The 24522-nt window shown below is 61.1% G+C and carries 23 protein-coding genes and 4 pseudogenes; 11 read left to right on the plus strand and 16 right to left on the minus strand.

Annotated elements, in window-relative coordinates:
- The first annotated feature begins 53 nt into the window (after window positions 1–53).
- Complete coding sequence (locus tag HJB91_RS04050) at window positions 54–1544, plus strand: right-handed parallel beta-helix repeat-containing protein (protein WP_210630890.1); 1491 nt, start codon at window positions 54–56, stop codon at window positions 1542–1544.
- Window positions 1545–1930: 386 nt separating this feature from the next.
- Window positions 1931–3400 carry a right-handed parallel beta-helix repeat-containing protein gene (locus HJB91_RS04055; RefSeq protein WP_221153480.1) on the plus strand — a complete coding sequence of 490 codons (1470 nt, stop codon included), beginning with the start codon at window positions 1931–1933 and terminating at the stop codon, window positions 3398–3400.
- Window positions 3401–3451: 51 nt separating this feature from the next.
- Here HJB91_RS04055 and HJB91_RS30545 read toward each other — a convergent pair.
- From HJB91_RS30545 to HJB91_RS04065, 3 genes and pseudogenes are all read right to left on the minus strand, one after another.
- Window positions 3452–3801: pseudogene (locus tag HJB91_RS30545) on the minus strand (nodulation protein).
- Window positions 3802–3845: 44 nt separating this feature from the next.
- A pseudogene (locus tag HJB91_RS04060) lies at window positions 3846–4621 on the minus strand (protocatechuate 3,4-dioxygenase).
- A 122-nt stretch (window positions 4622–4743) separates the two neighbouring features.
- Window positions 4744–6645, minus strand: coding sequence for a potassium transporter Kup (locus HJB91_RS04065; protein WP_210630892.1), 1902 nt, complete (start codon window positions 6643–6645; stop codon window positions 4744–4746).
- Window positions 6646–6862: 217 nt separating this feature from the next.
- On the opposite strand from HJB91_RS04065, the gene HJB91_RS04070 reads away from it, so the two are divergent.
- Entirely contained in the window at window positions 6863–8446 is a 1584-nt protein-coding gene (locus tag HJB91_RS04070; protein WP_221153481.1) for a Na+/H+ antiporter, read from the plus strand.
- A gap of 326 nt (window positions 8447–8772) precedes the next feature.
- Here the strand turns inward: HJB91_RS04070 and HJB91_RS04075 are convergent, their stop codons facing one another.
- A complete protein-coding gene (locus HJB91_RS04075; RefSeq protein WP_221122693.1) occupies window positions 8773–8946 on the minus strand; it encodes a hypothetical protein in 174 nt (57 codons plus the stop codon).
- A 133-nt stretch (window positions 8947–9079) separates the two neighbouring features.
- Here HJB91_RS04075 and HJB91_RS04080 point away from each other — a divergent pair, with 133 nt between their 5' ends.
- A complete protein-coding gene (locus HJB91_RS04080) occupies window positions 9080–9502 on the plus strand; it encodes a TIGR02594 family protein (protein WP_210630895.1) in 423 nt (140 codons plus the stop codon).
- A gap of 236 nt (window positions 9503–9738) precedes the next feature.
- Here HJB91_RS04080 and HJB91_RS04085 read toward each other — a convergent pair whose 3' ends face one another.
- The 3 genes from HJB91_RS04085 to HJB91_RS04095 form a co-directional block, all read right to left on the minus strand.
- Window positions 9739–10227, minus strand: coding sequence for a hypothetical protein (locus tag HJB91_RS04085; protein ID WP_221145354.1), 489 nt, complete (start codon window positions 10225–10227; stop codon window positions 9739–9741).
- A 276-nt stretch (window positions 10228–10503) separates the two neighbouring features.
- Window positions 10504–11907, minus strand: coding sequence for a pyridoxal-dependent decarboxylase (locus tag HJB91_RS04090; protein WP_221153482.1), 1404 nt, complete (start codon window positions 11905–11907; stop codon window positions 10504–10506).
- Window positions 11908–12072: 165 nt separating this feature from the next.
- A complete protein-coding gene (locus HJB91_RS04095) occupies window positions 12073–12987 on the minus strand; it encodes a phytanoyl-CoA dioxygenase family protein (RefSeq protein ID WP_221145352.1) in 915 nt (304 codons plus the stop codon).
- 93 nt (window positions 12988–13080) lie between these two features.
- Here HJB91_RS04095 and HJB91_RS04100 point away from each other — a divergent pair, with 93 nt between their 5' ends.
- From HJB91_RS04100 to HJB91_RS04105, 3 genes are all read left to right on the plus strand, one after another.
- Window positions 13081–13902: an AraC family transcriptional regulator gene (locus HJB91_RS04100; RefSeq protein ID WP_221122696.1), complete on the plus strand. Its 822-nt coding sequence runs from the start codon at window positions 13081–13083 to the stop codon at window positions 13900–13902.
- Window positions 13903–14087: 185 nt separating this feature from the next.
- Complete coding sequence (locus HJB91_RS30550; protein WP_311043516.1) at window positions 14088–14417, plus strand: hypothetical protein; 330 nt, start codon at window positions 14088–14090, stop codon at window positions 14415–14417.
- A gap of 309 nt (window positions 14418–14726) precedes the next feature.
- Window positions 14727–15233: a GNAT family N-acetyltransferase gene (locus tag HJB91_RS04105; protein ID WP_221153483.1), complete on the plus strand. Its 507-nt coding sequence runs from the start codon at window positions 14727–14729 to the stop codon at window positions 15231–15233.
- 140 nt (window positions 15234–15373) lie between these two features.
- Here HJB91_RS04105 and dapB read toward each other — a convergent pair whose 3' ends face one another.
- Window positions 15374–16177 (minus strand): 4-hydroxy-tetrahydrodipicolinate reductase, encoded by an 804-nt coding sequence (gene dapB, locus HJB91_RS04110; RefSeq protein WP_221153484.1) that lies wholly within the window; start codon window positions 16175–16177, stop codon window positions 15374–15376.
- 144 nt (window positions 16178–16321) lie between these two features.
- Window positions 16322–16537 carry a hypothetical protein gene (locus HJB91_RS04115; protein WP_210630900.1) on the minus strand — a complete coding sequence of 72 codons (216 nt, stop codon included), beginning with the start codon at window positions 16535–16537 and terminating at the stop codon, window positions 16322–16324.
- 32 nt (window positions 16538–16569) lie between these two features.
- On the opposite strand from HJB91_RS04115, the gene HJB91_RS04120 reads away from it, so the two are divergent.
- Entirely contained in the window at window positions 16570–16887 is a 318-nt protein-coding gene (locus HJB91_RS04120) for a hypothetical protein (protein ID WP_221153485.1), read from the plus strand.
- Window positions 16844–17317, plus strand: coding sequence for a VOC family protein (locus HJB91_RS04125; RefSeq protein WP_210630901.1), 474 nt, complete (start codon window positions 16844–16846; stop codon window positions 17315–17317). The genes HJB91_RS04120 and HJB91_RS04125 overlap by 44 nt, the downstream gene beginning before the upstream one ends.
- 39 nt (window positions 17318–17356) lie before the next feature.
- On the opposite strand, the pseudogene HJB91_RS31105 reads toward HJB91_RS04125, so the two are convergent.
- From HJB91_RS31105 to HJB91_RS04150, 6 genes and pseudogenes are all read right to left on the minus strand, one after another.
- Window positions 17357–17440, minus strand: a pseudogene (locus HJB91_RS31105) (GFA family protein); the annotation flags it as partial.
- A gap of 6 nt (window positions 17441–17446) precedes the next feature.
- Entirely contained in the window at window positions 17447–18223 is a 777-nt protein-coding gene (locus tag HJB91_RS04130) for a phosphodiester glycosidase family protein (RefSeq protein ID WP_221153486.1), read from the minus strand.
- A gap of 22 nt (window positions 18224–18245) precedes the next feature.
- Window positions 18246–18467 (minus strand): annotated as a pseudogene (locus HJB91_RS04135) (4-hydroxybenzoate octaprenyltransferase); the annotation flags it as partial.
- Window positions 18468–18834: 367 nt separating this feature from the next.
- On the minus strand, window positions 18835–19008 hold the full coding sequence (locus HJB91_RS04140; protein ID WP_210630903.1) for a hypothetical protein: 174 nt from the start codon (window positions 19006–19008) through the stop codon (window positions 18835–18837).
- A gap of 509 nt (window positions 19009–19517) precedes the next feature.
- Window positions 19518–20516, minus strand: coding sequence for a DUF808 domain-containing protein (locus tag HJB91_RS04145; RefSeq protein WP_221153487.1), 999 nt, complete (start codon window positions 20514–20516; stop codon window positions 19518–19520).
- A 173-nt stretch (window positions 20517–20689) separates the two neighbouring features.
- Window positions 20690–21502, minus strand: coding sequence for a hypothetical protein (locus tag HJB91_RS04150; protein WP_221153488.1), 813 nt, complete (start codon window positions 21500–21502; stop codon window positions 20690–20692).
- A 154-nt stretch (window positions 21503–21656) separates the two neighbouring features.
- Between HJB91_RS04150 and HJB91_RS04155 the strand changes: the two genes are divergently transcribed.
- Window positions 21657–22532, plus strand: coding sequence for a bifunctional helix-turn-helix transcriptional regulator/GNAT family N-acetyltransferase (locus tag HJB91_RS04155; RefSeq protein ID WP_221153489.1), 876 nt, complete (start codon window positions 21657–21659; stop codon window positions 22530–22532).
- A 130-nt stretch (window positions 22533–22662) separates the two neighbouring features.
- Here the strand turns inward: HJB91_RS04155 and HJB91_RS04160 are convergent, their stop codons facing one another.
- Window positions 22663–23316, minus strand: a complete 654-nt coding sequence (locus HJB91_RS04160; protein ID WP_221153490.1) for an O-methyltransferase — start codon at window positions 23314–23316, stop codon at window positions 22663–22665.
- A gap of 91 nt (window positions 23317–23407) precedes the next feature.
- Here HJB91_RS04160 and HJB91_RS04165 point away from each other — a divergent pair, with 91 nt between their 5' ends.
- On the plus strand, window positions 23408–24046 hold the full coding sequence (locus HJB91_RS04165; protein WP_221145349.1) for a TetR family transcriptional regulator: 639 nt from the start codon (window positions 23408–23410) through the stop codon (window positions 24044–24046).
- The last annotated feature ends 476 nt before the right edge of the window (window positions 24047–24522 follow it).

The raw sequence follows: 24522 nt of genomic DNA on the forward strand, positions 1-24522 counted from the left end.
GGCCGGTCTCAGTGGCGACATAGCGATCCGACGAACAGGGCAACATTGGCGATATGACAATCTACTATGTGAACTCAGCAACTGGCTCCGACCGCAACGCTGGGACGAACCAGAACTCGGCTTTTGCGACTTTGTCCAAAGTGGAATCCTTAGCGCTGAAACCAGGCGACAGCGTGCTCCTTGCCAAAGGGAGCGTATTCAACGAACAGTTTGATATCAAATATTCAGGCAGCGAGAGCGCGCCGATCAAAATCGGCAGTTACGGAACGGGGGCGGCACCCGTCATCCATAGCGGCGGTGACGGCATTCATAGCCTTTATGCGTCGAACATTGTTATCGAGAACCTTAAAATAACAAATAGCGGTGGTTCGGCCATCTCTGGCGGCAGCGTTTCGAACTGGACGGTTCGCCATGTCGAAGTCGACAAGGCGGGATTGTCGCGCGAAGTAGGTTCCGTGAATTTCCGCAATAGCAGGGACATCACGATCGAGAACAGCAAGATCTCGGCCGGGAAGGGCGACGGCTTCTGGATCGAAAAAGTCGAGGGCGTCAAGCTTCTCAACAATACCGTGACGAACAGCCACGGTGCCACGGCCGATGCCGTCCAGGTGAACGACAGCAGCAACATCGTGATCCGGGGCAATCATCTCGACCAGACGCATGCAGATAGCCCCAAAGGCGTCATCGTGCTCATCAGACCGGTGAACGCGGTGGTTGAGGACAATACTCTGAGCGGCGGCGGCTTCGGCATCAGCGCGCAAGCGGGCAAGAACGTCGCCATCCACGACAATGATATATCGGGATTTCACGGTTACGACTGGTCCTTCGCCATCGGTCTCGGTGATCAGGGCAACACGCGGGATTATGATATATCGGGAAATCACATCCATGACGGCGCATGGGGCGTGGTCATTACCGATCCCGCCGACAGCGCCAGCTATATCCGCACGAATATCCAAGTCCATGACAATGTCTTCGACGACCTCACGCAGGCGGCGCTGAAGGTCGACAGGCCAGCGTCCGGCTCCTTTTACAACAATACGATCGAGAGCGGCGTAGAGGCGACCAGCATATCGCCGGCCATCGCCGACGCGCACACCTTTTCCGTCAGCAACAACCATACGGTCACCAGTGTCGAGACGGTGCTGGCGAGTTCTGATGCCAGGTCCGCCGCAATGACGGATGCGAACGTGGATCCGGCGGTCGTCGCCGTCCATGACAATTTGAAGATCATCACCGATACCGGCGATGCCCATCACGGTAATCTCCTCAAAAACGACAGCTCGGACAACGGGACCCTGGCGCTCCGCCGCTTCGGTGACCAAAGCGTCGGCAAGCACGGTCTGACGCTGACCGGTGAATACGGCGTCATCCACGTGGACCGGGAGGGCAATTATGCCTATACGCTTGATGAGACGAAGCTCCCCGACCACGGCGGACACGTCAGCGAATCCTTCAGCTACGGGATCAATGACGGGACCTCGCATCACAGCGACGGGGATACGCTGACCGTCTTCGTCCATCTGGATGGTTTGCTGAGCTGATGTAAGGTGGCGGGCTGATCGCCCGTTCCTCGTCCTTCGACGCTTCGCACCTGATCTCAAGGTGCCCTAAGGCCTCGAAGGACGAGGGCGGCGGTTCGAATGAGGGCTGATCCACGCGGTAACCTCGCCCCTACCTCCGTGACAGCACGGCAGGTTACCGTTCATTCACCTTTTAGTCGCTGTTCTCTAGATTATTTTCTCGAAGGTTGTATTCTCCCAGGCGCAGCCTCCGCAAGGCGCCTCTCCGGAGCAAGGCAGGCCAGTCCCTGTCGACGCCGTAACGGCAATCGAAGGCCGTGTTGATATGGCCTTCAGTCCCTACCGCATCCGATCCACTCGTTGCAGCTGAGCCAGACGGTTGCGCGACAATGCGAGAACAAGGCGATATGACAATCTATTATGTGAATTCAGCGACGGGCTCCAACGCCAATGCCGGAACCAGTGCAGACGCGCCTTTTGCGTCGTTCTGGGCAGTGGAAAACCTGAAGCTGCAGCCGGGCGATAGCGTGCTGCTTGCGGCCGGCACCGTCTATAACGATCAGCTCGACCTGAAATATTCCGGCACCGTCGATGCCCCGATCACCATCGGCAGCTATGGGGTCGGCGACGCGCCTGTCATTCACAGCCCCAATGATGCCATTCACAGTCTCTATACGTCGAACATCGTCATCGAGAATATCAAGATCTCAGAAACCGGCGGCGCAGCCATCTATGGTGGTTATGTCTCAAATTGGACCGTTCGTAATGTCGAGGTCGATCACACCGGATTGTCGAAATCCGGGTCCATCACCTTCCGGACCGGCTCCAACATCACCATCGAAAACAGTACGATCAATGACGTCAACGGCGACGGCATTTGGATTGAGAAGATCAACGGGGTCACTCTCCTCAACAACACCGTCACGAACGCCCACGGCACTGCGGCGGATGCCGTCCAGCTAAACGACAGCAGCAACATCGTCATCACCGGCAATTATCTCGATCAGACCGGTGCGGTGACGCCGAAGGGAGTACTGACGCTCATCCGGCCTGTGGACGCGGTGATCGAGGGGAACACCATCCTTGGCGGCAGCTTCGGGATCAGCGCGCAGGCCGGCACGGATATTGCTATCCATGACAACGATATATCCGGCTATGGCGGCTACAGCTGGTCTTACGCCATCGGTCTTGGCGATACGGGCGATACGCGCAACTACGATATATCAGGCAACTATATCCATGACGGCGTCTGGGGCGTGTCGGTCAGCTCCGCCGGCACGACGACCTATGTTCGCGAGGGCATCGATATTTACGGCAATCTCTTCGATGACCTGACCCAGGCAGCATTGAAGGTCGACCGGCCGGCATCCGGATCCTTCCATGACAATTTCATCGCGAGTGATGTCACGCCATATAGCATCTCCCCCTCGATCATCGCCGCAGGCACGTTTCCCGTCAGCGATAACACGATCATCGAAGAAGGTCCTACCACGCTTGCAAGCGCCGACAGCCTCGCCGCCGCGGATGCGAGCGTCAGCCTCGTATCGGACACCGGGGTCACATCCCACAATGACCTGAAACTTGCTGCCGACAAGATTGCTGCGGATAAGGTCGGCGCCCATCACGACAATCCCATCTGGGAAAACGGTGTATCGGATGAAACCCTGCTGCTTCGTCACTTCGGCAAGGCGGCTGTCGAAAAGCACGGGTTGACACTCGGCAACGGCGATCACGGCGTCACCATCGAAGCCGCTGATCTTGCTGGCCCGGAAAACGGCAGCGAAATTTCGCACCATGAGATCACGCCTCAGCCGTTGCATCATTCAGAAGCGGACCCGGTGATCGCCTCTATCCTTCATCACGGCGTGCTGCACTGAGGATAGCCGGACGCACGCCGCTACGGCGAGAAGCCGTGGCGGCAGGGACCATCAGAGGTCGCCGAGCAGCGTTCGCAAGACGTCGGCTTCTATTTCCGCGCAGATGATCTCGTATTCAGGGACGATCGCAGAATCGGCCGACAATCCTTGCGCATGCTGTCGAGGACGGAGCAGGCTTCGCCATAGGCGCCGCACAGCTCATAGAGATGGGGTTGGCCCGCTGCGGCGGCTCTGATCGTCGCCCGCGTGGCAGGCAGCCTCAGCATCAATCTCGCCAGCCCCTCCCGGTGGTATGCTTGGCTATATGGGCGATGCTTCCTTCTCTGACGATGCCACCATCCCTCGCGGTCTGTGTTCTGCCGTCGAGGGGAAATACGCAGAAATGCTGCCGTTGGTTTCATGATGCGTGTGGAAAGGGCTCACCCGTCGCTCCGCTGCTATCGGCTCAGGAAGAGAGGCCGATCGTAATCGTGGCGGAAAGCACGCCGCCACCCAGCTTTTCAAAATCGAAGATGTGATCGGTGGCATCCTGCGGAACGAGGCCGTCGTCGTCGTTGCGCGTATCGCGGCGGGGGCGTCCACGATAATCGGGATGCTCACCATAGATGATGTCGCTCAAGGCATCGTCGAAATAGACCTGGCTGACGAGAAGCTCCTTGCCATCCACGAGGATGCGGCAATGAACATGCGGCGTGCGGCCACTATACCATCCCGGATAGGCGGTCAGAAAACTTGCCTGGCCGGTCATGTCAGTCAGCTGGCGACCGCGAAAGGCGAGCCCGCTTATCGCCTCGGCATCACCAAGCGTACACATCTTCGCAGCCTCTCGGCCGGAATAGATACCACGGTGATCGGTATGCCAGATTTCGATATCGGCGTTTTCGACCGGCAGGCAATCGGCTGCATGGACGATGCGGAGGGCCAGCCGCAACGGTAGTCCGGCTTCTCCTTCCGAGATGTCCTGGCGGGCCGGGACGTCGTTGACATGGCAGGGACCAAGGGTCTGGGCGATGGTCACGAGGCAATCGGGCGAGTGCGGAAGAGCGGCGCGGGCAGCTTTTCCAAGGCGACAGACTTGGTGCCGCCACTCAGGAAATCGGTGCCCTTCCAGGCGAATGTCCTGGCTGCCGCCACGACATGTCGCCGCGGCCAGATTGCCGCAGCAACGACCGACGATGCGGCAATCGCGGCGCCGCCAAGTACAAGAGTCCGCCTCTTCATATGCTCTCCTTTGTCTCGGGACTTGGCGTGTAAGGGGGATAGGCCGGGACTTCCAATTAAATCCCGGCAATGATCGACGGTGACGAGGCTGCCGCCGCGAAGCAGGGCGAGGCCATCAGACTTTATATGGCAACCTGTTCGCCAAGCTCGACGACGCGGTTGGACGGCAGGTTGAAATAGTCGGAGGGGTCGATGGCAAAGCCTTCCAGAGCCATGAATATGCGTTCCTGCCAGCCGGGCAGGCCGGTGTTCGGCGTCCTGACGAGGTTGCGGCGACCGAGATAGAAGGACGTTTTCATGATCTCGAACTTGAAGCCTCCCTCCCGGCAGAGAGCCAGCGCCCTGGTGACATCGGGCTCGTCCATGAAGCCGAAGGTGATATCGAGACGCACGAAACGCGGCGACAGCTGGCTGATTTTGGTGCGCCTGCTGTCGGGAACGTAAGGTTCATCCTCGGTCCAGACCGTCAGGATGACGTTCTGCTCGTGAAGCACGTGGTTATGCTTGAGATTGTGGAGCAGGACATTCGGCGTCCTGTCGGGGAGGCTCGTCAGGAAGACCGCCGTTCCCGGAACCGTAACCGGCGAATGATCGGACTTTCGCTCGATCGAGCGGATGAAGGAATCGAGCGGGATCTCGTTGTTCGCGCGCAGCCGCTTCAGATAGGCCTGCCCGCGTGTCCATGTCCACATCAGCATCATAATCACCAGTGCCAGGGCGACAGGAACCCAACCACCATCGTAGATCTTCAGCAGATTGGCCGCCAGGAAAACGACTTCGATGACCAAGAGCGGCAGCAGCACGCCAGCGGCGAGCACGAGAGAATAACCCCAGACGGCGCGGAGAAACTGGAAGGCCAGCATGGTTGTGATCACCATGGCCCCAGTCACCGAGATGCCGTAGGCCGTCGCCAGGGATTCCGAGTCGCCGAAGGAAAAAATCAGCATCAGCACGCCGATCAGCAGGAGAAGATTGACGCTCGGCACGTAAATCTGGCCGGTGTTGGTCTCCGAGGTGAATTTGATCCGCAGCCTTGGCAGAAAGCCGAGGTGAACCGCCTGGCGGGCCAACGAAAATGCGCCGGTGATCACGGCCTGGCTCGCGATGATTGTAGCGAGTGTCGCCAGGAGAACCACCGGCAGCAAGGCCCAGTCGGGATACATCAGAAAGAACGGATCGGCGATCGCAGCAGGTTGGCTGAGGACGAGAGCGCCCTGGCCGAGATAATTCAGCAGTAATGCCGGAAAGACGAGCACGAACCACGCCGTGTGAATCGGCCGCCGCCCGAAATGCCCGAGATCGGCATACAGCGCTTCGGCACCCGTCACCGTCAGAAAAACGGCGCCGAGCACAATGAGGCCGACGGTGCCGGCATGGGCGAGGAACGAGACTGCGTTGATGGGATTGATCGCGGCGAGAATTCTCCAGTCGTCGCCGATATGGATGACGCCGCCTGCCGCCATGGTAAGGAACCACAATACCGTTATCGGCCCGAAAAACATTGAAACAGCGGCGGTTCCGCGCGACTGCGCGGCAAACAGAGCGATCATGATTGCTGCCGACATTGGCGGAACATACTCGGCAAAGGTCGGCGTGACCAGCTTCAGGCCTTCGAGCGCTGACATGACCGAGAGGGCAGGCGTGATCATCGCATCGCCGATGAAGAGGGCTGCTCCGATCAGGCCCGCGAAGAACAGCACGGGCACGTTTCGTCCCATCTTTTTCATCAGGAGGGCAAGAAGCGAGAGGGTGCCACCTTCGCCGTCATTGTCCGCCCTGAGAAGGAACAGAACATATTTGAAGGTCACGATCACGGTTAGCGTCCAGACCATCAGCGAAATGAGACCAATTACCTCGAACTCGTGAACGCCATCGGCCGTGAACGGTCTGAGCGCCTCGCGAAAGGCGTAAAGCGGGCTGGTGCCGATATCACCATAGACGACGCCGACGGCGCCAACGACCAATCCGACAAAGCCGGTTCGGCTGACGGCATCACCGGTTTTGTCTGCGTGTGTTGAAGTCATGTTTCCCCGCTCACGCCGCTTGCCTGCATGCATGCAGAAACATATGCCGCATTGAAGAAGGGCAAGTAAATTCGTACCGGTGCAAACTTTTCGTGACGGCCAAGCGCAATTGTTGGCTGATATGGAAAACCGTGACAAGCGCGGGATGGGTAGATTTCGATCCGAGAGATTATGTTGTAGGCATTCGACGTCAGTTTCCAAGCCGGGGGCAGGGCAGATGGAACCAACTCAATTGTTCGAGCTTGTCATCGGGATGTTCCTTGCGATCATCGCGCTGCAATATGCCGCCCATAGGCTCGCACTGCCGCCATCCGTCGCACTGCTGGCCGGTGGTGCATTGCTTGCCTTCGTGCCGGGGCTGCCGGCAATCACCGTCGATCCCGAGTTGGTGCTCGTCATCTTTCTGCCGCCGCTCCTGATGGACGGCGCCTGGTCGATCCCCCTGGCGCGCCTACGGCGCCACATGATCGGCATCGCCTCCCTAGCCGTCGGTGCCGTGTTGTTCACCTGCGCGGTCGTGGCCGTGACTGCGCATCTTCTTTTTCCAGCACTTCCCTGGGCTGCCTGCGCGGCCTTCGGCGCGATCGTTTCGCCGCCGGACGCAGTGTCAGCCCGCGCGGTGCTGGAGCATGTCAGGCTGCCGCGGCGACTTCAAATTCTGTTGGAAGGCGAGAGTTTGCTCAACGACGCGAGCGGTCTGGTTCTCTTCCGTTTTGCCGTTGCCGCCGCCGCAACAGGAACTTTCAGCGTGATGGAAGCGGCCGGCAACTTCTTTGTGCTGGCGCTTGGCGGCGCCGTCGTCGGTTCCGTTATCGGAACGACATGGGTCAAACTTGTCCGGCGTCTCGGCGACGAGTATCTCATCATCGCCGCCACCGTGCTGCTCGCCTGGATTTCCTATCTGCTCGGCGAGTTGCTGCATGTTTCCGGCGTCATCGCCACCGTGACCACAGGGTTGATCGCATCCTGGCACCAGCACACCGTCTTTTCAGCCGCAACGCGGATGCGCGGCACGTCCTTCTGGACCGTGATGATCTTCCTGATGGAAGCTTCTGTTTTCACATTGATCGGGCTGTCTCTTCGGGACGTGGTCGAACGCGGCGGCGGCTTCGCCACCGTGCTCGCGACCATGGGTCTGCCGATGCTCGCGATCCTCTTTGCGCTGGTGATCGCGCGTTTTGCCTGGGTTTTCGCCTCCGATTTCGTCATCCGGTTCTGTGCTGTCCTCGGCTTCGAACGCGCCCGACCGCTGGGCGCCGGCGGCGCCGCCGTCCTCAGTTGGGCGGGCATACGCGGGGTGGTGACGCTCGCCTTGGCACTCAGCCTGCCCGAAGATTTCCCGGGCCGCGACCTCATCCTCGTAACGTCGTTCGCCGTTATTCTCGGAACCGTACTTGTGCAGGGCACGACGTTGGGGCGGGTGATTGCTTGGGCGCGGCTGGCGGGCCCCGAGTTGGAACGGGCGCGCCTTACCATGAGTGAGGCCGAAGCCGCCATGGCGCAGGCGCAGCTCGGGACGGTACAAAACCTGGCGTATGATGCAGAGGGGACTCTCATCCATCCTCAATTGCTGGAGCGATACCAGCGAAGGGCCACAGCGATCGTCGACTACGCCGCGAGAACGGAGCACTACGTGCCGGTTCTCCACGCTCACTTCGATGTCGTTCTCGAGGCTGTTGCAACGGGACGCCGGGAACTCATCCGACTCCACCGCGCCGGCGATATCGATGACGAAACGTTACGCGAGCTGGAGCGGGATCTCGATCTCGAGGAACTGAGTGCGATCTCGGCCAAGGCCTGATTTCGCAGCCCAACCGGAATCGACAATCCATCTTTCAAACCTCGTCGGCAAGCTCTCACAGCCCTCTTTCCGCGTCGATACCCTCAAACAAGGCTGCTTGGTACTCGCGGTTCAACGCTGCTCGGCACGTCGCACGGAGCTCGCGCGACCGTCATTGCCCGCCGGATCGGTTGTTCGTCAGCAAGGGGCCGAGGCAGTCCGATCCGGTTGGCGCAGTCAGGTGGGAGCTTAGCGCGAGGAGAATGTATTGCCCTTTGGGTCCAAGTATTCGTCGCGCCGCTGGGAATATATCTCGTTGAGTGGCCAAGCCGAGCTATGCAATGGTGTTAGGCTGCGGTGGGTATGATGATCGGGCCTTGGTGGGGGCTGGCCGGCTCATTAGGGGCGAAGGCGGCTTTCATCGCGACACTCTCCTTCTTCTGGTGTGCAATCAGCGCATTTCCGATCGTCGGACTGTCTGCTTTCAAGCCATGTCGTTCGCCCTCTTCCTCGTTGATCATTGGGTATTTTCGTGGAAATACGCGGCTAAATTGATTCTAATTGCTGCCATTATTTGAACATACGTTTCCGCCTGCGATTTTTTCTTCGCCACATTTCGGATGTTCCAAATTATCCAGACAATGGTGAGAAGCAATGAGAATTATTCTCGTCATAGCCCTCACGGTTTTTGCCGTACCGTGTGAGGCCGACATGCTGGTCACGGCTTCGAAATACGATCGCATGCATGAACGCTCCATTTCTTTTCTCGGCATCAATCCCCGGAGAACATCGTGGTGCGGAGCTTTCCTCGCCTTCGTCGCCAAACGATCGTCTCGCCAGCCTCCGGCCAATCCCAACATGGCGGTATCCTGGAAAAGCTTTGGCAAGCCGGTCTTCTTCCGCTCGGCGAAGCGGGGAGACGTCGTTGTCATCCGAAGCGGCAGGCGGTTCCATGTCAGCCTGTTCGATCATTTCGATCAGCGACGCCAATACGTCTACCTCTTTGGAGGCAATCAATCCAACCGGGTCCAGCTGTCGCGCTACCGCGCCAGCTCGGTCGTCGCCGTTCGGCGATGAAGCCGGAATTATGCCTTTCTGCTAGTTCCAGTAAATCCAATAGCTTCGTGGTGGCGGGCCTCGTCCTTCGAGGCCCCTGCGGGGGCGCCTCAGGAGGAGGGCGGAGAGAGGGCGGCCTTGGTTCGTTGTCAGCCTCGGCGGCGCTTGGCCCGACGGTCAGCCCCCGTCCTGAGGTGCGGAGGCTTGAGCCTCGAACGATGAGGGGCGGCTTATCATCGGACTCACCACACAGACCGTCAATCAACCCCGTCCAACACACATATCACGTCGTCGGCGGGAATGGCCGCCAGCCTTTCGCGCTTGACGTCGAACCGCCAGGCTTTGACCACATTCTCGGATCGATAGGAGCCATCCGGTTGCTCCACCATCCTGCCGAGCGCAAAGACGGCGACGTCGGGAAACCGGCTGGATGAGCAATAGGCCGGCTGCAGAAGCTCGTGGCGGGGCGACGGCTTTGAGATCGTCACCTGGTCGATCACGGTCCAGACGGGAAGGGTTCCATTCCTGCCGGTCTGGCGTTGAAGCACCAGCGACAGCTTTGCGCCGCATTTGAGCTCGGCTGCCGCATAGGCCGAGCCCTCGGCTGTTCCCGACAGAGCAGTTCCGCTGACCTCAGCGCAGTCCTTCGCCGGAGGAGGCGTGGATTTGCCACGTGCCTCGCTGGCATGGGAGGCGGCCGGCACCAGAGCGAGAAGAGCGGCAATCGCAGGGAGATATTGAGACATGGGAGGCCGTTGAGAACATGTGGCGAGGGAGGGGTGCTGGCTGAATCCTTAGTCCTGCACAGAGGACGGTAGCTTTGCTCGGAGATGAGTCAATAGCCGATCCGCTACGGTGTGCGGAACTTCGGCAGCGCCGGCGCGTGGACGCCCTCGTCCCGTGTTGTTGCGGTGCGCAGGCCAGAGGCCGGAGCCTCGAAGGAGGGGGGCGGGTGGCTGGGCACTTGGCAGCGCACGCAATATGCAATGGCGACTCTGACGCAATGTTAATTAGCACTGGCGTCAGCCGCAGCTGACGCTCCGGAAGGCAGCGATGATGCTGTCGGCGGCCAGCCGGGCTTCGTCCGCGGTCGTCTGGAAATGGGTGACGGAGAGGCGCAGGACGTCGTGGCCGCGCCATTTGGCGCCGCCGGCAAAGAGGGTGGCGTCGTCGCGGATCTTTGCGATGGTCTTGCGGGTGATGGCGTCGCTTTCATCGTCCGGGCGGTCGGCGGCGAAGCGGAGGATGAGCTGGTTCAGCGTGATCTCGTTCAAGATGGTGATGCCTGGTTCGCGCTGGAGGTGCTCGGCCAGCAGGCGGGCGGACGCGCAACATTGGTCGACGAGGGCGGCGATGCCATCGCGGCCGAGATGTTTCAGCATCGCCCAGGTGGCGAAGCCGCGGGCGCGCCGGGAAAGCTCCGGCACGTAATGGGAAGGATCGCGCTCGCCCTCGGCGGCGAGCGGCAGGTAGCTTGCGGCGATCGTCATGGCGCGGCGGTGGGCGAGTTCGTGGCGCACGATGGCATAGCCGCAGTCATAGGGCGTCTGCAGCCATTTGTGGCCGTCGGTTGCCCAGCTGTCGGCCGTCTCGACGCCACGGCTGAGATGGCTGAATTTCTCCGAAGCCTGCGCCCACAGACCGAAGGCGCCGTCGACATGCACCCAGGCGCCTTTTTCCCGAAGGGCCGGGATCAAGCGGATGAACTCGTCGAAGCCGCCTGTATTGATCTGCCCGGCCTGGAGAATGGCGATGCAGGGGCCGCTGACCGGGGCAAGCGCGTCGCCGAGTGCGGCCGGATCGATCCGTCCCATCGGGTCGGTCGGCAGACGCAGCACGCGGTCATGGCCGAGACCGAGGAATTGAAGCGCCGAGAAGACCGTCGTGTGGGCGTCGTCGCCGATCAGCACGGTGATCTCGGGCGCGCCGAACAGGCCTTTGGCATCCGCATCCCAGCCGGCCTTGCGCAGCACCTCGCCGCGGGCGGCGGCAAGGCAGGTGAAGTTGGCGACCGTGGCTCCCGTGACGAAGCCGACGGAGCTTTCGGCCGGCAGCTTCAGGATGTCGAGAAGCCATCTCGCCGCGATGGTTTCGACGGCGGCCGCGGCCGGGGCGGCGACGTGGTTTCCGGCATTCTGGCCCCAGGCGCTGGTGAGGAAATCGGCCGCGACGCCGACCGGATGAGAGCCGCCGATGACCCAGCCAAAGAAGCGCGGGCCGGTGGTGAAATGCAGGCCGGGCTCGGCGTCCGCTGCGAGCTGTCTGATGACATCGCCCATCTCGGCGCCAGCGGCCGGCAGCGGCTCGTCGAAGGCGGCGAGCGAGGCGGCGTAATCGTGCCGGGGCACATGGCGTGCCGGCGCGCGCTCACGAAAGCCGGCTGCAAGCCGGGCGGCTTCCTGAAACAAAGATGCGATTGCCGACATGCGGGTTCCCCCTGCACCGACGCCCGCCGCTCCTGGGGACCGCCTCCAAGCAAGCTGTCGGTGCCGGCAAGTCTAGCCGATATCGCAGTGGCTGTCTTGGTTCGCAAAGGATCGATCCCAGGCGGGTTTGGCTTCGGCTGAAGCATTGCGGCGCGGAGCAAAGCCTTACAGCATATCCCCCAGGCTCCAATGGTTGTTCCAGCGGACGTCGATTTCGTCGTCGACATTCTGGTAGCGGATATCGGTAGAGAGGCGGAGCCGCCGGGCGCGGTCCTCGTTGGTGGTGGCGGCGTGAATCATGTAGGGGGAGTGCAGCACGACGTCGCCAGCCTCGTAATCGGCGGCGAGCCAGCGGGTGTTAAAGCGATGGGCCATGTCGGGCAGATCCTTGGAGATCCAGCCGCCCTCGGCCATGTGGCTGTTATAGGCGCTGATCCGCTCTTCCGGCGAGAGATCACCGCTCTTTGCCTGGAATTCGGCCTCCATCCCGCGGCCGAGCGCATGCGAGCCTTCGAGATAGACGAGGCCGCCCATTTCGGCAGGAGTGTCGCCGATCGGGATCCAGGCGGTGACGAGCCGGCTGGTGCCGCCGCGGAGGTAGACGAGGTCGTAATGGGCGGGCGTGGCCACCGCCGTGCCGGGTTGGACATAGCGCATCAGCTTGCGTTTATGGAGATAGGAGATGCCCTGGAGAAAGATGTCCATGAAGTGCGCGAGCCGCGGCTGGGCGCAGAAGCCTTCATAGGCAGCCGAGCGGACGATCGACATCAGGCGCCGGTTGGCAAGGTTCCAGTCGACGTCCCCGACGGCAGCGACGCCGAGGGCAAGATCATAGCCCGGCGCCAACAGGCCGGCTTCGGCGAGGTGGGTGAAGACCCAACGACGGAAATCAATCACTTCGGCGCGCGGCAGGAGGCCTTTCAGCCAGACATAACCATGCTCCTCATAGCGGTGGCGGATAGCCTCGGTGCCAATTCCGGGATCGGTCGGCGCGAGTGCGCCGAGCCTTGCAGCGGGGATCGTTTTACCATGGGCGGCGAGGGGCGTTTGCATCTCGGCGGCATTCGCGACAATTGACATTTCATTCACCCCCGCTTTGACTTACCTGCCTTCAGCCTGCGGGCTGCGTGGGCTGGCCGCCATGGAGGAAAGCTGCAGCTGGATTTTTCGCTCATGACACAAGCCGAGGCCATCTATCGATCTCCCCTTGCCGCCGCCGGCGGGCTTGCCGTGGCCGGCAGCGGCAGGCAACATGCGCGCCATGCCGTCAAGGACAGGAAGCTGCCGAGTTTTGCAGCCGTGCTGGTGGAGCGCGGGCAGGGGTTTCTCGAAACCGCTGCAGGCGGGCGCCAGCCCGTGGAGGGGCCGGCGCTCTTCTGGCTGTTTCCGAACCGCCCGCACTCCTATGGGCCTGACGAAGGCGGATGGGATGAGCGCTGGGCGCTGTTTGAAGGTTCGTTCACGCGCGATTTCGTGCGGATGCGGCTGGTTGACGAGCGCCATCCCCTCGTGACTCTGCGCCATATCGAGGAGGTGGTGCGGCTCTTCGCGCAGTTGCATGCTGATCTCATCGACGACAGCCATCTCGGACAGGCCTCGGCGGCATTGGCGCTCCATCGCATCGTCATCACCGCTGCGCGGCAGGCGAGCGCTGCGGCAGGTCGCAAAGGCGAGGGCGCGACTGGCGATCTCGTCGAGACGTTGCGGGGCAGGGCGCTGCAGCCGCTCGACCTTGCCTCGTTTGCCGCCGAGCATGGCATATCTCCCGCGACGCTGCGGCGGAAATTTATCGCCGAAACGGGCATGCCGCCCAAGGACTTCCAGCTTCGGGCGCGTATGGACCAGGCCAAGCAACTGCTCGCCACGTCAGACGAGAAGATCGAAACCGTCGCAGCCATGGTCGGCATCGAAGACCCGTTCTATTTTTCTCGCGTCTTTCGAGAGCGCGAGGGCTGCAGCCCCCGTGAATTCCGGATGCGGTTCAAGCGGGGTTGAGCTGTTGCAGCCATAGGTTCCTCGCCTTTGGCCGGGATGCTGCAGAAATCAAGCAATGCGTGAGGCATTGCGCGATTTTCTCCAATAAAGTTTCTATTTCATGCTGTCTATTTTTGAAATTTTCCAGGAATTGCTAAAATCTATTGCCTTCTCTCTAAGTATCCATCAATGATGTGCGAAATATCATTCGCGCTGCTGTCAAGGCCGCTCTGTCGATCAGCGAGGGATGTGCACTGAAATATTTCATTCTCTATGCGCTCGTGTGCTCGGCGGTCGGGATAGTTCTTCTCGTCGTCATCCATCAGATTGCATCGTTTCAGATGGAGAGGCCTGGGGATCAGACGGCCTTCGAACCGGATGATCTGGTCGTGCGGTCGACCCGCGAACCGGCACCGGGGGCGAGCGGCCAGCAACCAACCCAAGGACCATCGGTCCGCACCGATCAATGGGATCTCCGCCCAACCGGCGAGCCGACTGTTCGCAAGGGTGGCAGGGTGGGAACTCCGGCGCAGTGATGGTGCTGTCGTTAGGTTTGTTGCATGGGGACGCTTGTCCTTTGGGCACCTTTGACGGACGCCACTTCCCCTCCCTCATCCCTGTCCTCGGGCCTGACCCGAGGACAGGGATGAGGGAATTGGGAGCAGCGTTCGCGCCCGGTTCTCCCAGCCTCGTTGGTGCGGTGCCCTCCAACCTCCCTCATGACGAGGTTCTCTCGAGCCTTGGCGTGCCGCGACGGGACAACAGAAGCCGAACCCGCCGCTTTCCCGATTGCATCCAATGCAGCCGGCTGCGATGACATATCTCCGATATTCCGGGAGGTGGCGATGGATGCAGGCGGCGTGACGATCAGGCTCATAGGTGGAGACGAGGTGGAGGCTTTTCGGCGTATCCGCCTGGAAGCGCTTCGCGCCGATCCGTCTTCCTTTGCCAGCCGCTACGAAGACTGGGAAATCCTGTCTCTGCAGGAGTGGCGCGATCGGCTGAGCGAACCGGTTTTCATCGCCTTTCAGGAAGGCGAACCCGTCGGCATCATGGGCCTGTTTCGGCAGCGGCCGAGCAAGATGGCCCACCGCGCCACGATCGTCATGGTCTATGTCTGCGCCAAGCTTCGCGGAACGGGCCTTGCCGTCAAACTGCTGGAGACGATTTCCGATCACGCGCGCGATATCGGCATCCGTCAATTGGAACTCTTCGTCAGCGCCGAAAACTCGGCGGCGATGCGGTTCTACCAGCGGCAAGGTTTTGCCGAGATCGGCCGTATCCCCGGCGGCGTGCTGGAGGATGGCAGAGAGATCGACGACGTGATGATGGCGCGGCGGCTGGTGGGTTAGGCCGGGGCCGCGCGGCGGGCCATCCGGCCTCTTGACCTCCAGCAGGATTGGGGTTGCAGGATGCCGCCTGAATCGGAGGTTGCCGTGATGAAAATCCTGATGGAGAGTGTGTCGGTGTAGATTTTGATTCAAGAAGGTGCTCAAGCCTCTTCACTCGGTCTATTCGCGCCTTCTGCCGTCAGGCCCAGCACATCCCGCATGCCATATTCGCCGGGTGCGCGCCCTGCGATCCAGCGGGCGGCGGCAAGCGCGCCGCGGGCGAACATGCCGCGATCGAGAGCCGAATGCGACAGCGTCACGACTTCATCGGCGGCGGCGAACAGGACGCTGTGTTCTCCGACGAGCCCGCCGGCGCGCACGACGGCAAAGCCGATCTCGCCGGGCGGTCGCTGGCCGGTGACGCCGTCACGCCCACGCCGCTCGACGGATGCGAGGGAAACGCCGCGGCCCTCAGCGGCTGCTTTGCCGAGCATCAGCGCCGTACCGGATGGTGCATCGATCTTTCTGTTGTGGTGGGCCTCGAGGATTTCGATGTCCCAGCCATGCGCGGGAAGAGCGCGCGCAGCCTGGGCGACGAGGCCGACCAGCATGTTGACGCCAATGGAGAAGTTGCCGGAGCGCAGGATCGGAATCGTTCGGGCGGCGGCTGCGATCCTTTGGATCTCATTCGGCTCGAAACCTGTCGCTCCGATCACCAGGGCCGGCCCGCCTGCCGAGGCGCAGAGGCCGGCGAGTTCGGCGGCGGCATTTCCCGTCGTGAAATCCAGGATCACGTCGGCGGCTGCGATTGCGGCCGCACGGTCGATCAGCCCTTCACCGGCGGAGCCGGGACGGCCGATACCGCCGATGACCGCAAAAGCCGGATCGGCCGCGAGCAGCGGCAGTATGGTGCGACCCATGCGGCCGTTCGCGCCGGCGACGGCTATTTTGACAGGTGAGCTCACTTGTTTTCCTTGACTGGCATATTTCCGATGGAGCGGCCGCTTGCATCCGGCATTCGCGCCGGAACGGCATTCTGCACCTACCGCACTTGCGCTCCCGGCGCAAAGCAGGGGATTTGTTGCCACCGTCCCTGTGAACGCCTGGCTTTACCAGTTGCCGGGATCGGCGGTGTGATCGATGCTGGCGAATTCATCAGCCTTGTTCCGGTCGAGATTTATCTCCGTGGTCGCCTTCTTCTCGTCGGTGACCGAGTAGCGGTCAGGGACCGGTCCCTTCGAAAGTTCCTGATACAGGAGCAAGGCTGCCTCCTCGGCGGTATCGGCGTCGATCTCGCGGGTGAGGGTAACGGTGAACTTGTGCATTGGCTTCGTACCTTTCAATCGGCGCGCAGACGATGCGCAGCCTGCACAGTCTGACACGCTTTGCGGCCGGACACAGCAAGCGATGGTTCCAGATCTTTATGGATGTCGTGGCGCCGGAGCCGCCGTCAAGCCAGTCATCGATACGCATCCGCGATCTGCGCGTATCGCCTGCGCGGCGATCGCCTTCGCCGGGTGCGTGGATCAAGCCGAACAAGGCCCTCGCCGAAATAAGCTGTATGGGCTGGAGAAAGGCGGTTTCCCTCTTATTTGAACAGGAATTGCAAACCAAGAGGGAAGGACCGCATAATGGCAAAAAACACGATCTGCCTATGGTACAACAAAGACGCTGAGGATGCCGCCCGCTTTTATGCCGCGACTTTTCCCGACAGCGCGGTGGGTGCTGTCACTCGGGCGCCGGGAGATTATCCTGACGGCAAACAGGGAGACGTTTTGGTTGTTGAATTCACCGTCGCGGGTATTCCTTGCATCGGTCTGAACGGCGGCCCTGCATTCAAACACAGTGAAGCCTTCTCGTTTCAAATCGCCACGGAGGATCAGGAAGAAACCGATCGCTACTGGAACGCCATCGTCGGTAATGGCGGCCAGGAAAGCGAGTGTGGCTGGTGCAAGGACAAATGGGGTCTGTCCTGGCAGATCACCCCCCGCGTCCTCTCGGAAGCGCTCTCGGCGGGTGGTGATCAGGCGAAGCGTGCTTTTGACGCGATGATGACGATGAGAAAGATCGATGTCGCGGCGATCGAGGCGGCTCGGCGCGGTTGAGGCGCCATTGCCTGCCCGAGGCCGACAGGTGCCAGCCTGTCAGAACCAGAGATCGCGTACGCAGCGCCCGTCGGAGGGAAGGTCTTTGAATGTGTCCAGCCCGTCGAAATGATCGATGGGGAGATCAGCTTATTCCACAAGTCCGAAAATGGGGCCGTAGCCGCCGTGCCAGGACCAGTCGTTGCGGCCCAATGCCGGATAGTAAAGCCCAACACCTCGTCCGCCATCGAGGAACAAGGCGTCGGCGCATTGCAGCCGGTCCCGGAAGAGCCGTGCGAAATCGTGGAAATTGACCCTGTCTTCACTGATTGCGAAGCGAACCACGCCGTCCGCGCAAACGCCGACCCCGCTCCGGCGGGTTCGATCTGTCGATGCGAAGATGAAGATCGGATTCAGCTTTCCCGCGATGACGAGCATCGGGCCGGACTGCGTGGCGAACCGCACTTTTAGGGCACGCGTCAGAAATTCATCGGTCGGAAGTATGCCGGCGCCTGCTTCACCGAGAAAGAACACGCCGCTCGGTTTCTTGTAGAAATTCGGGACCTGACCGGGGGCGCCTCCCGTCTCTGTGGTATTGGCGGGTTTCAATTCCGTGGCGTTTTCGACGTACAGCCCCATCGGCGAAAAATCGGCTCGGTACATTCCGGCATTGACGGCCAGTACCAGCGTTTTCCCCTCGGTGCGAATGGCTTCGGCAAGGCTCGAAAAAGTGCGGTATGGCGCGCCATCGGCGCCCTTCCAGAACAGGCGCAGGTCGGCCTTTCCTCCTTCCAGCGTGCAGACGACATATTTTGCCGCTTCGAAGGTTTCCGGTTCGCATGGCTCGGCATGCGCCTGATGTCCGGACGCCATCGTTGCTGCCAGCATCATGGCCGCGGCGAGCACGCCTTGTTTGAGACCGATCATTCGTATTTCGTCCTCGAACCGCTCACCATGTGCCCGCCAACGCGGTGCCGGCGAGCAGCACGCCGGTCAGGATATTGGCGAGGAACAGGCGGTAATTCAGATCCGGGCGGGCAAGGTCTAACCGCCGCGTCTGCCAGAAAAAATGGGCGATCACCAGCATCCCGACCGCAGATGGCGGCGGCATCTCCAACAGCCAGCCCCCGAGCGACCACGCCCCAACCGCCAGAGCATAGAACAGGCCAATCTGCGCCAGCCGCGTGTATGGCCGCCACGCGGCCGGTAACCGGCGATCCCCCCAGTCGCCATGGTGGGATGTCGCCGAGATCCGGGCGGCCGAGAGTCGTCATGTTGTGGCCTGAAATTCCTATCGCAAACTCTGGAATGCCTCAGCTTTTCATCGCATCGGCGGCGACCAGAATAGGAATTTTTGCAAGTACGGCAACGTCTCGCCCCTCCGTGAGACCTCCGTTGCGAGAACGAAAGCTGCGCGGCTTACTCCTTTTCTCTCCGGCGGGGAGAGGCGCCTATCGGGCAGATAAGGGTGAAGAGTATTCGACGGGCGCCTTGAGCATAAGCGAAGGGCACAGACATCCCGAAATTCCGAGACATTCCTACCAGGCGGTGCGGGCGGTCCCGAGTGCTGTCGTGTGAGACGACGTGACGTATGCGACGTACGTCTTGAGCGACACGACGCAGTTTCCGGGATAGCTGAGTTTGTGCAACGTCAAGTGTTTCAGCAACGCATCGGCATTGCGCTTTTCGGTTAGCGGAAATGTCATCGTCATGCGAGTTCTCCAACGAACAGACCGAGCATCGGCAGAAGTAATGTTTAGATTCTTTTGCGTCGCAACAAGAAAGTTTTAATCACAAAATTAAAATCGATTAGCCCTGCGTCGGCGATTTTTAAAATCGTTTGAAATGGCATAGCCTTTCCATGGGAACCTTAGCTGTCCTGGGCGTCGAGAATCCCGGAGTACGGCTCCCCCCGGAAGCAGAGCCGAAACGCTGAAATGATGGAACTGACGGGGCGCAGCAAGGCGACAGGCTTGCTGATCGCTTCGGAGAGGATGGCGGCGGTTTCGGCACCCGCTCACTGGGCGGAGCAGAACATGGACGCAATCTTTGCGGCGCAGCATGCTTACGATGAAAGGGACACTGGTTGATGGTGCCGGCACTTCGAAGCATCTGGTTGCGCCGCGCCGCAGGGCTGGTTCGCGCCAAGGAAGATTTGCGAGCCATCATGGCGCCTTCTGCACAACGCGTGATGTCGCAAGCAACATCTGCTGTCACTCGCTTACGCGGTCCTCATCCTGCGCAGGCGTGCTGCGCACCACCGCCATGCAGGCGCAACGACGTAGCCGACGGCCGGGATGGCTGCAAGGCCGAGGAGGATGCCGACGAGACCTGAGCCGACAGCTTGGACCAGCCAGGAAACCACGCCGCCAACGGCCGGCATTGCATGCGCGGCGCCTTCTCCGGCATCGTGGAGCAGATGGCTCAGCCAGGCAAAGCCAAAGCCTTCGGCGCCGTGCACAATGATGCCGCCGCCGACCCAGATCATCGCCGCCGTCCCGATGAGACCCAGCACCTTGAGAAGATAGGGCATGCCCCGCACAAGGCCGCGCCCGAGCAAGCGCGGGAACGCGCCTGTCCGCGAGCGGGAAGAGCGCTGGGCAAGCCAGAGGCCGAAGTCGTCCGCCTTCACGATCAAGGCGACGACGCCGTAAACAGCGGCTGTGATCAGAGTGCCGACCAGGGCGAGGACCAGCGCCTGCATCGCCAGACCCGACTCCGACAGCGAGCCAAGGGTGATCGCCATGATCTCGGCCGAGAGGATGAAATCGGTTCTGATGGCGCTCGCGACCTTTTCGTCCTCGAAGGTTTTGGGGTCGACGCTGATCGTCTCGAGGGCGTTCTCGTGGGCATGGGCCGCGTGCGGCACGACGAGTTCGTAGACCTTTTCGGCGCCTTCGTAGCAAAGGTAGAGCCCACCGAGCATGAGCAGCGGCGTCACTGCCTGCGGCATGAGAAGGCTGAGGACGAGTGCGGCCGGCAGGAGGAACACCAGTTTGTTCTTGAGAGAACCAATGGCGATTTTTGCGATGATCGGCAGTTCGCGTGCCGCCGAGAGGCCGGTCATATAACGCGGCGTGACGGCTGCGTCATCGATCACGACGCCGGCGGCTTTGGCGCCGGCTCTGCCCGCCTGGGCGACTACGTCGTCCAGAGAAGCGGCGGCCGCCTTCGCAAGCGCTGCGACATCATCAAGGAGGGCAATCAGGCCGACACTCACAAGCAAACCTCTCATTCAGGGACAATGGCTGGCAAGAATATCCAATCGGGCGACAGCCGGGAAGGGCGCCTCTTCGAATGGTTGGTGGTGCCTGATCAAAAGGTCAGGCATCACCCCGGCGGGACGGAGTACATGGCGTAGATGGGATTTCCTGCCGTGTGCAAGCGAGCCGCTCATTCAATCTGGATATGCATATGGTCATCATGACGCGCGGCTCGGCAGCCCTGGAAGCGGACATGGGCGTCGGTGATGCCAAGCGCATTCTTCAGATGCGGCTCGATGAAGATCTTCTGCAGGTCATAGCGTGCGACGCCTTCCGTCGTCAGCCAGGCGATCGCTGCCGCGGTGCGCTGCTCCTCGATCCCGTAGACAGGGAAGAGAGGCTGCAGGGCATCAAAATCCCAACGCGTGGTGAGCCAGTCGTGGCGACCCGCGCAGGGCAGTTCGTCGCCCGGGGCAGGCTCCTCGAAGGCAAAATAGCCGATCGGGGAGCGTGTGGCGCCGTTCAGGAAGGCGCCGTCGGCATCTTTGTAATAATAGGCGAAATCGAGCTTCTTGCCGTCGGCATGTGAGAGATGCGGCAGTAGCGGAAAACCGTTGGCGAAGGGAAAGTTCGCATCCAACGCGACGGTAACGGTACCGGGAAACTGCTTATCCATGTGGGCGGCGAGTGCCCCTGCCAGATCGCGCAGTTCAGGCGTCACGTAGTTGCGGTTGAGCGCGCAGTAGATTGGCGAGCGGATGACCAGCGGATCGGCAGTGCCGGCGAAGCAGGAAAGCGGAACCCGGCCGAATGTGGGTGCGGTGAGGTGCGCGACGAAGGTGGCGCCGGCGTAGAGAAGCAGAAAGAGCGCGAGGCTGGCCGCAAATCGGCGCAGGCGCAAGGCGCGTGCGACGGCAAGCGTTATCAAATAGGCGAGGCCGCCGATCTGGGTGAGCAGCGTCAGAATGATGACGATCAGAGCGTGGAGGATAAAGCGGAGCACGGGGCAGCCCTGTGGAGGGGAAGTTGCATTGCCATAGGTGAGGGAGTGAGGATGCGCAAGACGGTCGGCGCACCCGGCTGACACTTCGAGCACTTCGGGTCCATTTTGGCAGCCGGAATTGACAGCGGAATTTATCTGACTTAAGTCAGATAATATGGCTTGCGATCCTGTCGCCCGCGTCCGTCGCTTCAACCGCGCCGTCACCTCTGAAGTCGGCGCTCTGGATACGTCTTTCCTTGGACGCGGTCGTCCGCTCGGTGCTGCTCGCGTCCTCAATTCGATCGGTCGTGGCCAATCGGATGTTGCGGCAATCCGCGATTATCTCGGTCTTGACTCGGGCCTGATGAGCCGTCTGCTGCGCGGGCTGGAGGAGGAGGGGCTGATCGAGACCATCCCGAACGATCGCGATGCCCGTCGCCGCATCACCAGGTTGACCAGCATCGGCGAGTGCGAGTTTCAGGCTTATGAAGCACTTTCCAATGCCCAGGCCGAAGCGTTTCTGGCGCGTCATCGCCGCCCGGACGAACTCCTGCGCGCCATGGATATGGTCGCCTGCTCGCTTGGACGCGACCAGATCGTGCTGGAGGAGAAAGATCCTCGGCACGACGATGCCCGCTATTGCCTGAACGAATATTACGGCGAACTCGCACGCCGTTTCGACAAGGGTTTCGACGTCTCGCTTTCCCGCGATCCTGACGCCAAGGACATGATCCGCCCGCGCGGCGCGTTCCTGGTCGCGATGTCCGACGGCCTGCCGATCGGTTGTGTCGGGTTGAAGGGCAATGGCGGCAAGGTGGCGGAGATCAAGAGGCTCTGGGTCGCCCCTTCCGCGCGTGGCCTCGGGATGGCAAAACGGCTTATGTCGGCTGCCGAGACGATCGCCCGCGAGTTGTCCATCCGGCTCCTGCGTCTGGATACCAACAGCGTTCTTGCCGAGGCACAGCAGCTCTATCGCGGTACCGGCTGGACCGAGATCGAGCGGTTCAATGACGATCCATATCCGGATACGTTCTTCGAAAAAAGTCTTTGAGCGGGACCAGCTTTGTCCTGAGATGGCTGCGTTGGTGCTGTGCGACGCTTGTGCGCGGCGGCGCGGCCTCACCGTTGATGGCGTTGCGGGACATCCAAGGGTGAGGGCGCGGAGCCAGTTGCGAATATCCTCAGACGCGCATCGACAGCTCGATGTCCTCTTCGAACGGGACGGACAGATAGCCAGCGGCGGCGGAGCGAACGCGGGCGAGATATTCGGGACTGAGGTCGGCATTGTCAGCGACGATGAGGGCACCCGGTCGAAGTCGGTCTTCTACCAGCTCCAGGATGTCACGATAAAGGCCCTTGGCGCCGTCGAGAAACAGGAGGTCGATGGTATCAGGAAGATCGGTGCCGAGGGTGTGGAGGGCATCTCCCTCACGGGTTTCGACAAGGTCGATGAGGCCGCCAGCCGTCAAGTTTTCGCGCGCCCGCCTCAGTTTCGACGGTTCGAACTCGCTGGTGATCAGCCGGCCGCCGCCATTGTCGCGCAGTGCTGCAGCAAGGTGGAGGGTCGAGATGCCGAAGGATGTGCCGAACTCGATGATCGTTTGAGCACGGCAGCTGCGCGCCAGCATGTAGAGCAGCGTGCCGGCCTCGCGCGAGACAGGAAGCCAGAGATCCCTCAGGCGCCCGTAAAGGTCGAGATATTCCGTCTTGCTGCTGATCAGGCGCATCCTCTCCTCGCTGGAAAGCTCGCATATGGCGGGGCTCGTCGCCGCAGCGGCTTCTTCGAACAGGCGGTGGAGGAGAGGCGCGAGCGGCGCGGTGGTGAGTGTCGTCATTGGAGGGCTCCTTGGAATGATGAGGTTCTTGCGCTGGGTGAAAAATACGAATATTCCCTCGCGTTTTCCAATCGCATTGCGGAGCGCCGCCATGAGCGACCGGCCAAGTACCCGGATTTCTTCACGAAAGCAGCCTAAGCAGGCCCGCTCGACGGAGCTCGTGGCGGCGATCCTCGATGCTGCTGCTCAGGTTTTGGCGCGTGAGGGAGCCCATCGCTTCACCACGGCGAGGGTAGCGGAGAGGGCGGGCGTCAGTATCGGTTCGCTCTACCAATATTTCCCCAACAAGGCGGCAATCCTCTTCCGGCTGCAGAGCGACGAATGGCGGCAGACGAACGGCATGCTCGCCGATATTCTTGCCGATGCACAACGACCGCCGTTCGAACGGCTGCGCAGCCTCGTTCACGCCTTTCTTCGCTCCGAGTGTGAGGAGGCGGCGATGCGAGTGGCGCTTCACGACGCAGCGCCGCTCTATCGCGATGCGCCGGAGGCGCAGGCGGCGAGGGCGTCGGGAGACCGCATCATCGGGCTGTTCATGGAGGAGGTGCTGCCATCGGTCTCGGAGGCAAGCCGGGCACTTGCCGGTGACCTGATCGTCACGACGCTCGCCACGGTGGGCAAGCAGTTCTCGGAGGCTCCCCGAAGCTTGAGCGAGATCGAAACCTACGCCGAAGCCATGGCCGAGATGTTCGCAGCCTACCTCGAAAAGCTCGAATCCGGGACACTGTGAACTCCTAACAAAGGACCGCATCACGGCAAATGAGAGGCTTTCTGCGAGCCGCCCACGGATTATCGCAACCCTATCACGGCGCAGGGGGCAGCCCTGATGGACCGATTTCTGCTTTCTACTGATGGTCCAACTGCTTCGACAGTTCGACAAAAAGCCCGTCCTGGGCGATGTCCATCTGAACGAGATCGATGGCAACGGTGATGGCGCGGCGTCCTTTCTCTACGCTCATTCTGCAGCAATGCCACAGCTATTTGGACACGCTTGGTTGACGACAAGTCGAGAACAGGACTGCCGAGCGTTCTGGTCCGCTGACGCAGGTAGGATGTCGCAGACAGCGAATGCCGAGATTGGGCGATGTCGAGCGGGAAAAGTTTCTGAAACCCTGGCGTCGCCTTACCGGGCTAATCCGTAAGACTTCTGCTTGGCCAGGCTCCGTTTGATCCGCCCGGACGAGCGTCTGTTATAATCGCGGCGAT

Source organism: Rhizobium sp. NLR10b, assembly GCF_019685435.1.
Classification (GTDB): domain Bacteria; phylum Pseudomonadota; class Alphaproteobacteria; order Rhizobiales; family Rhizobiaceae; genus Rhizobium.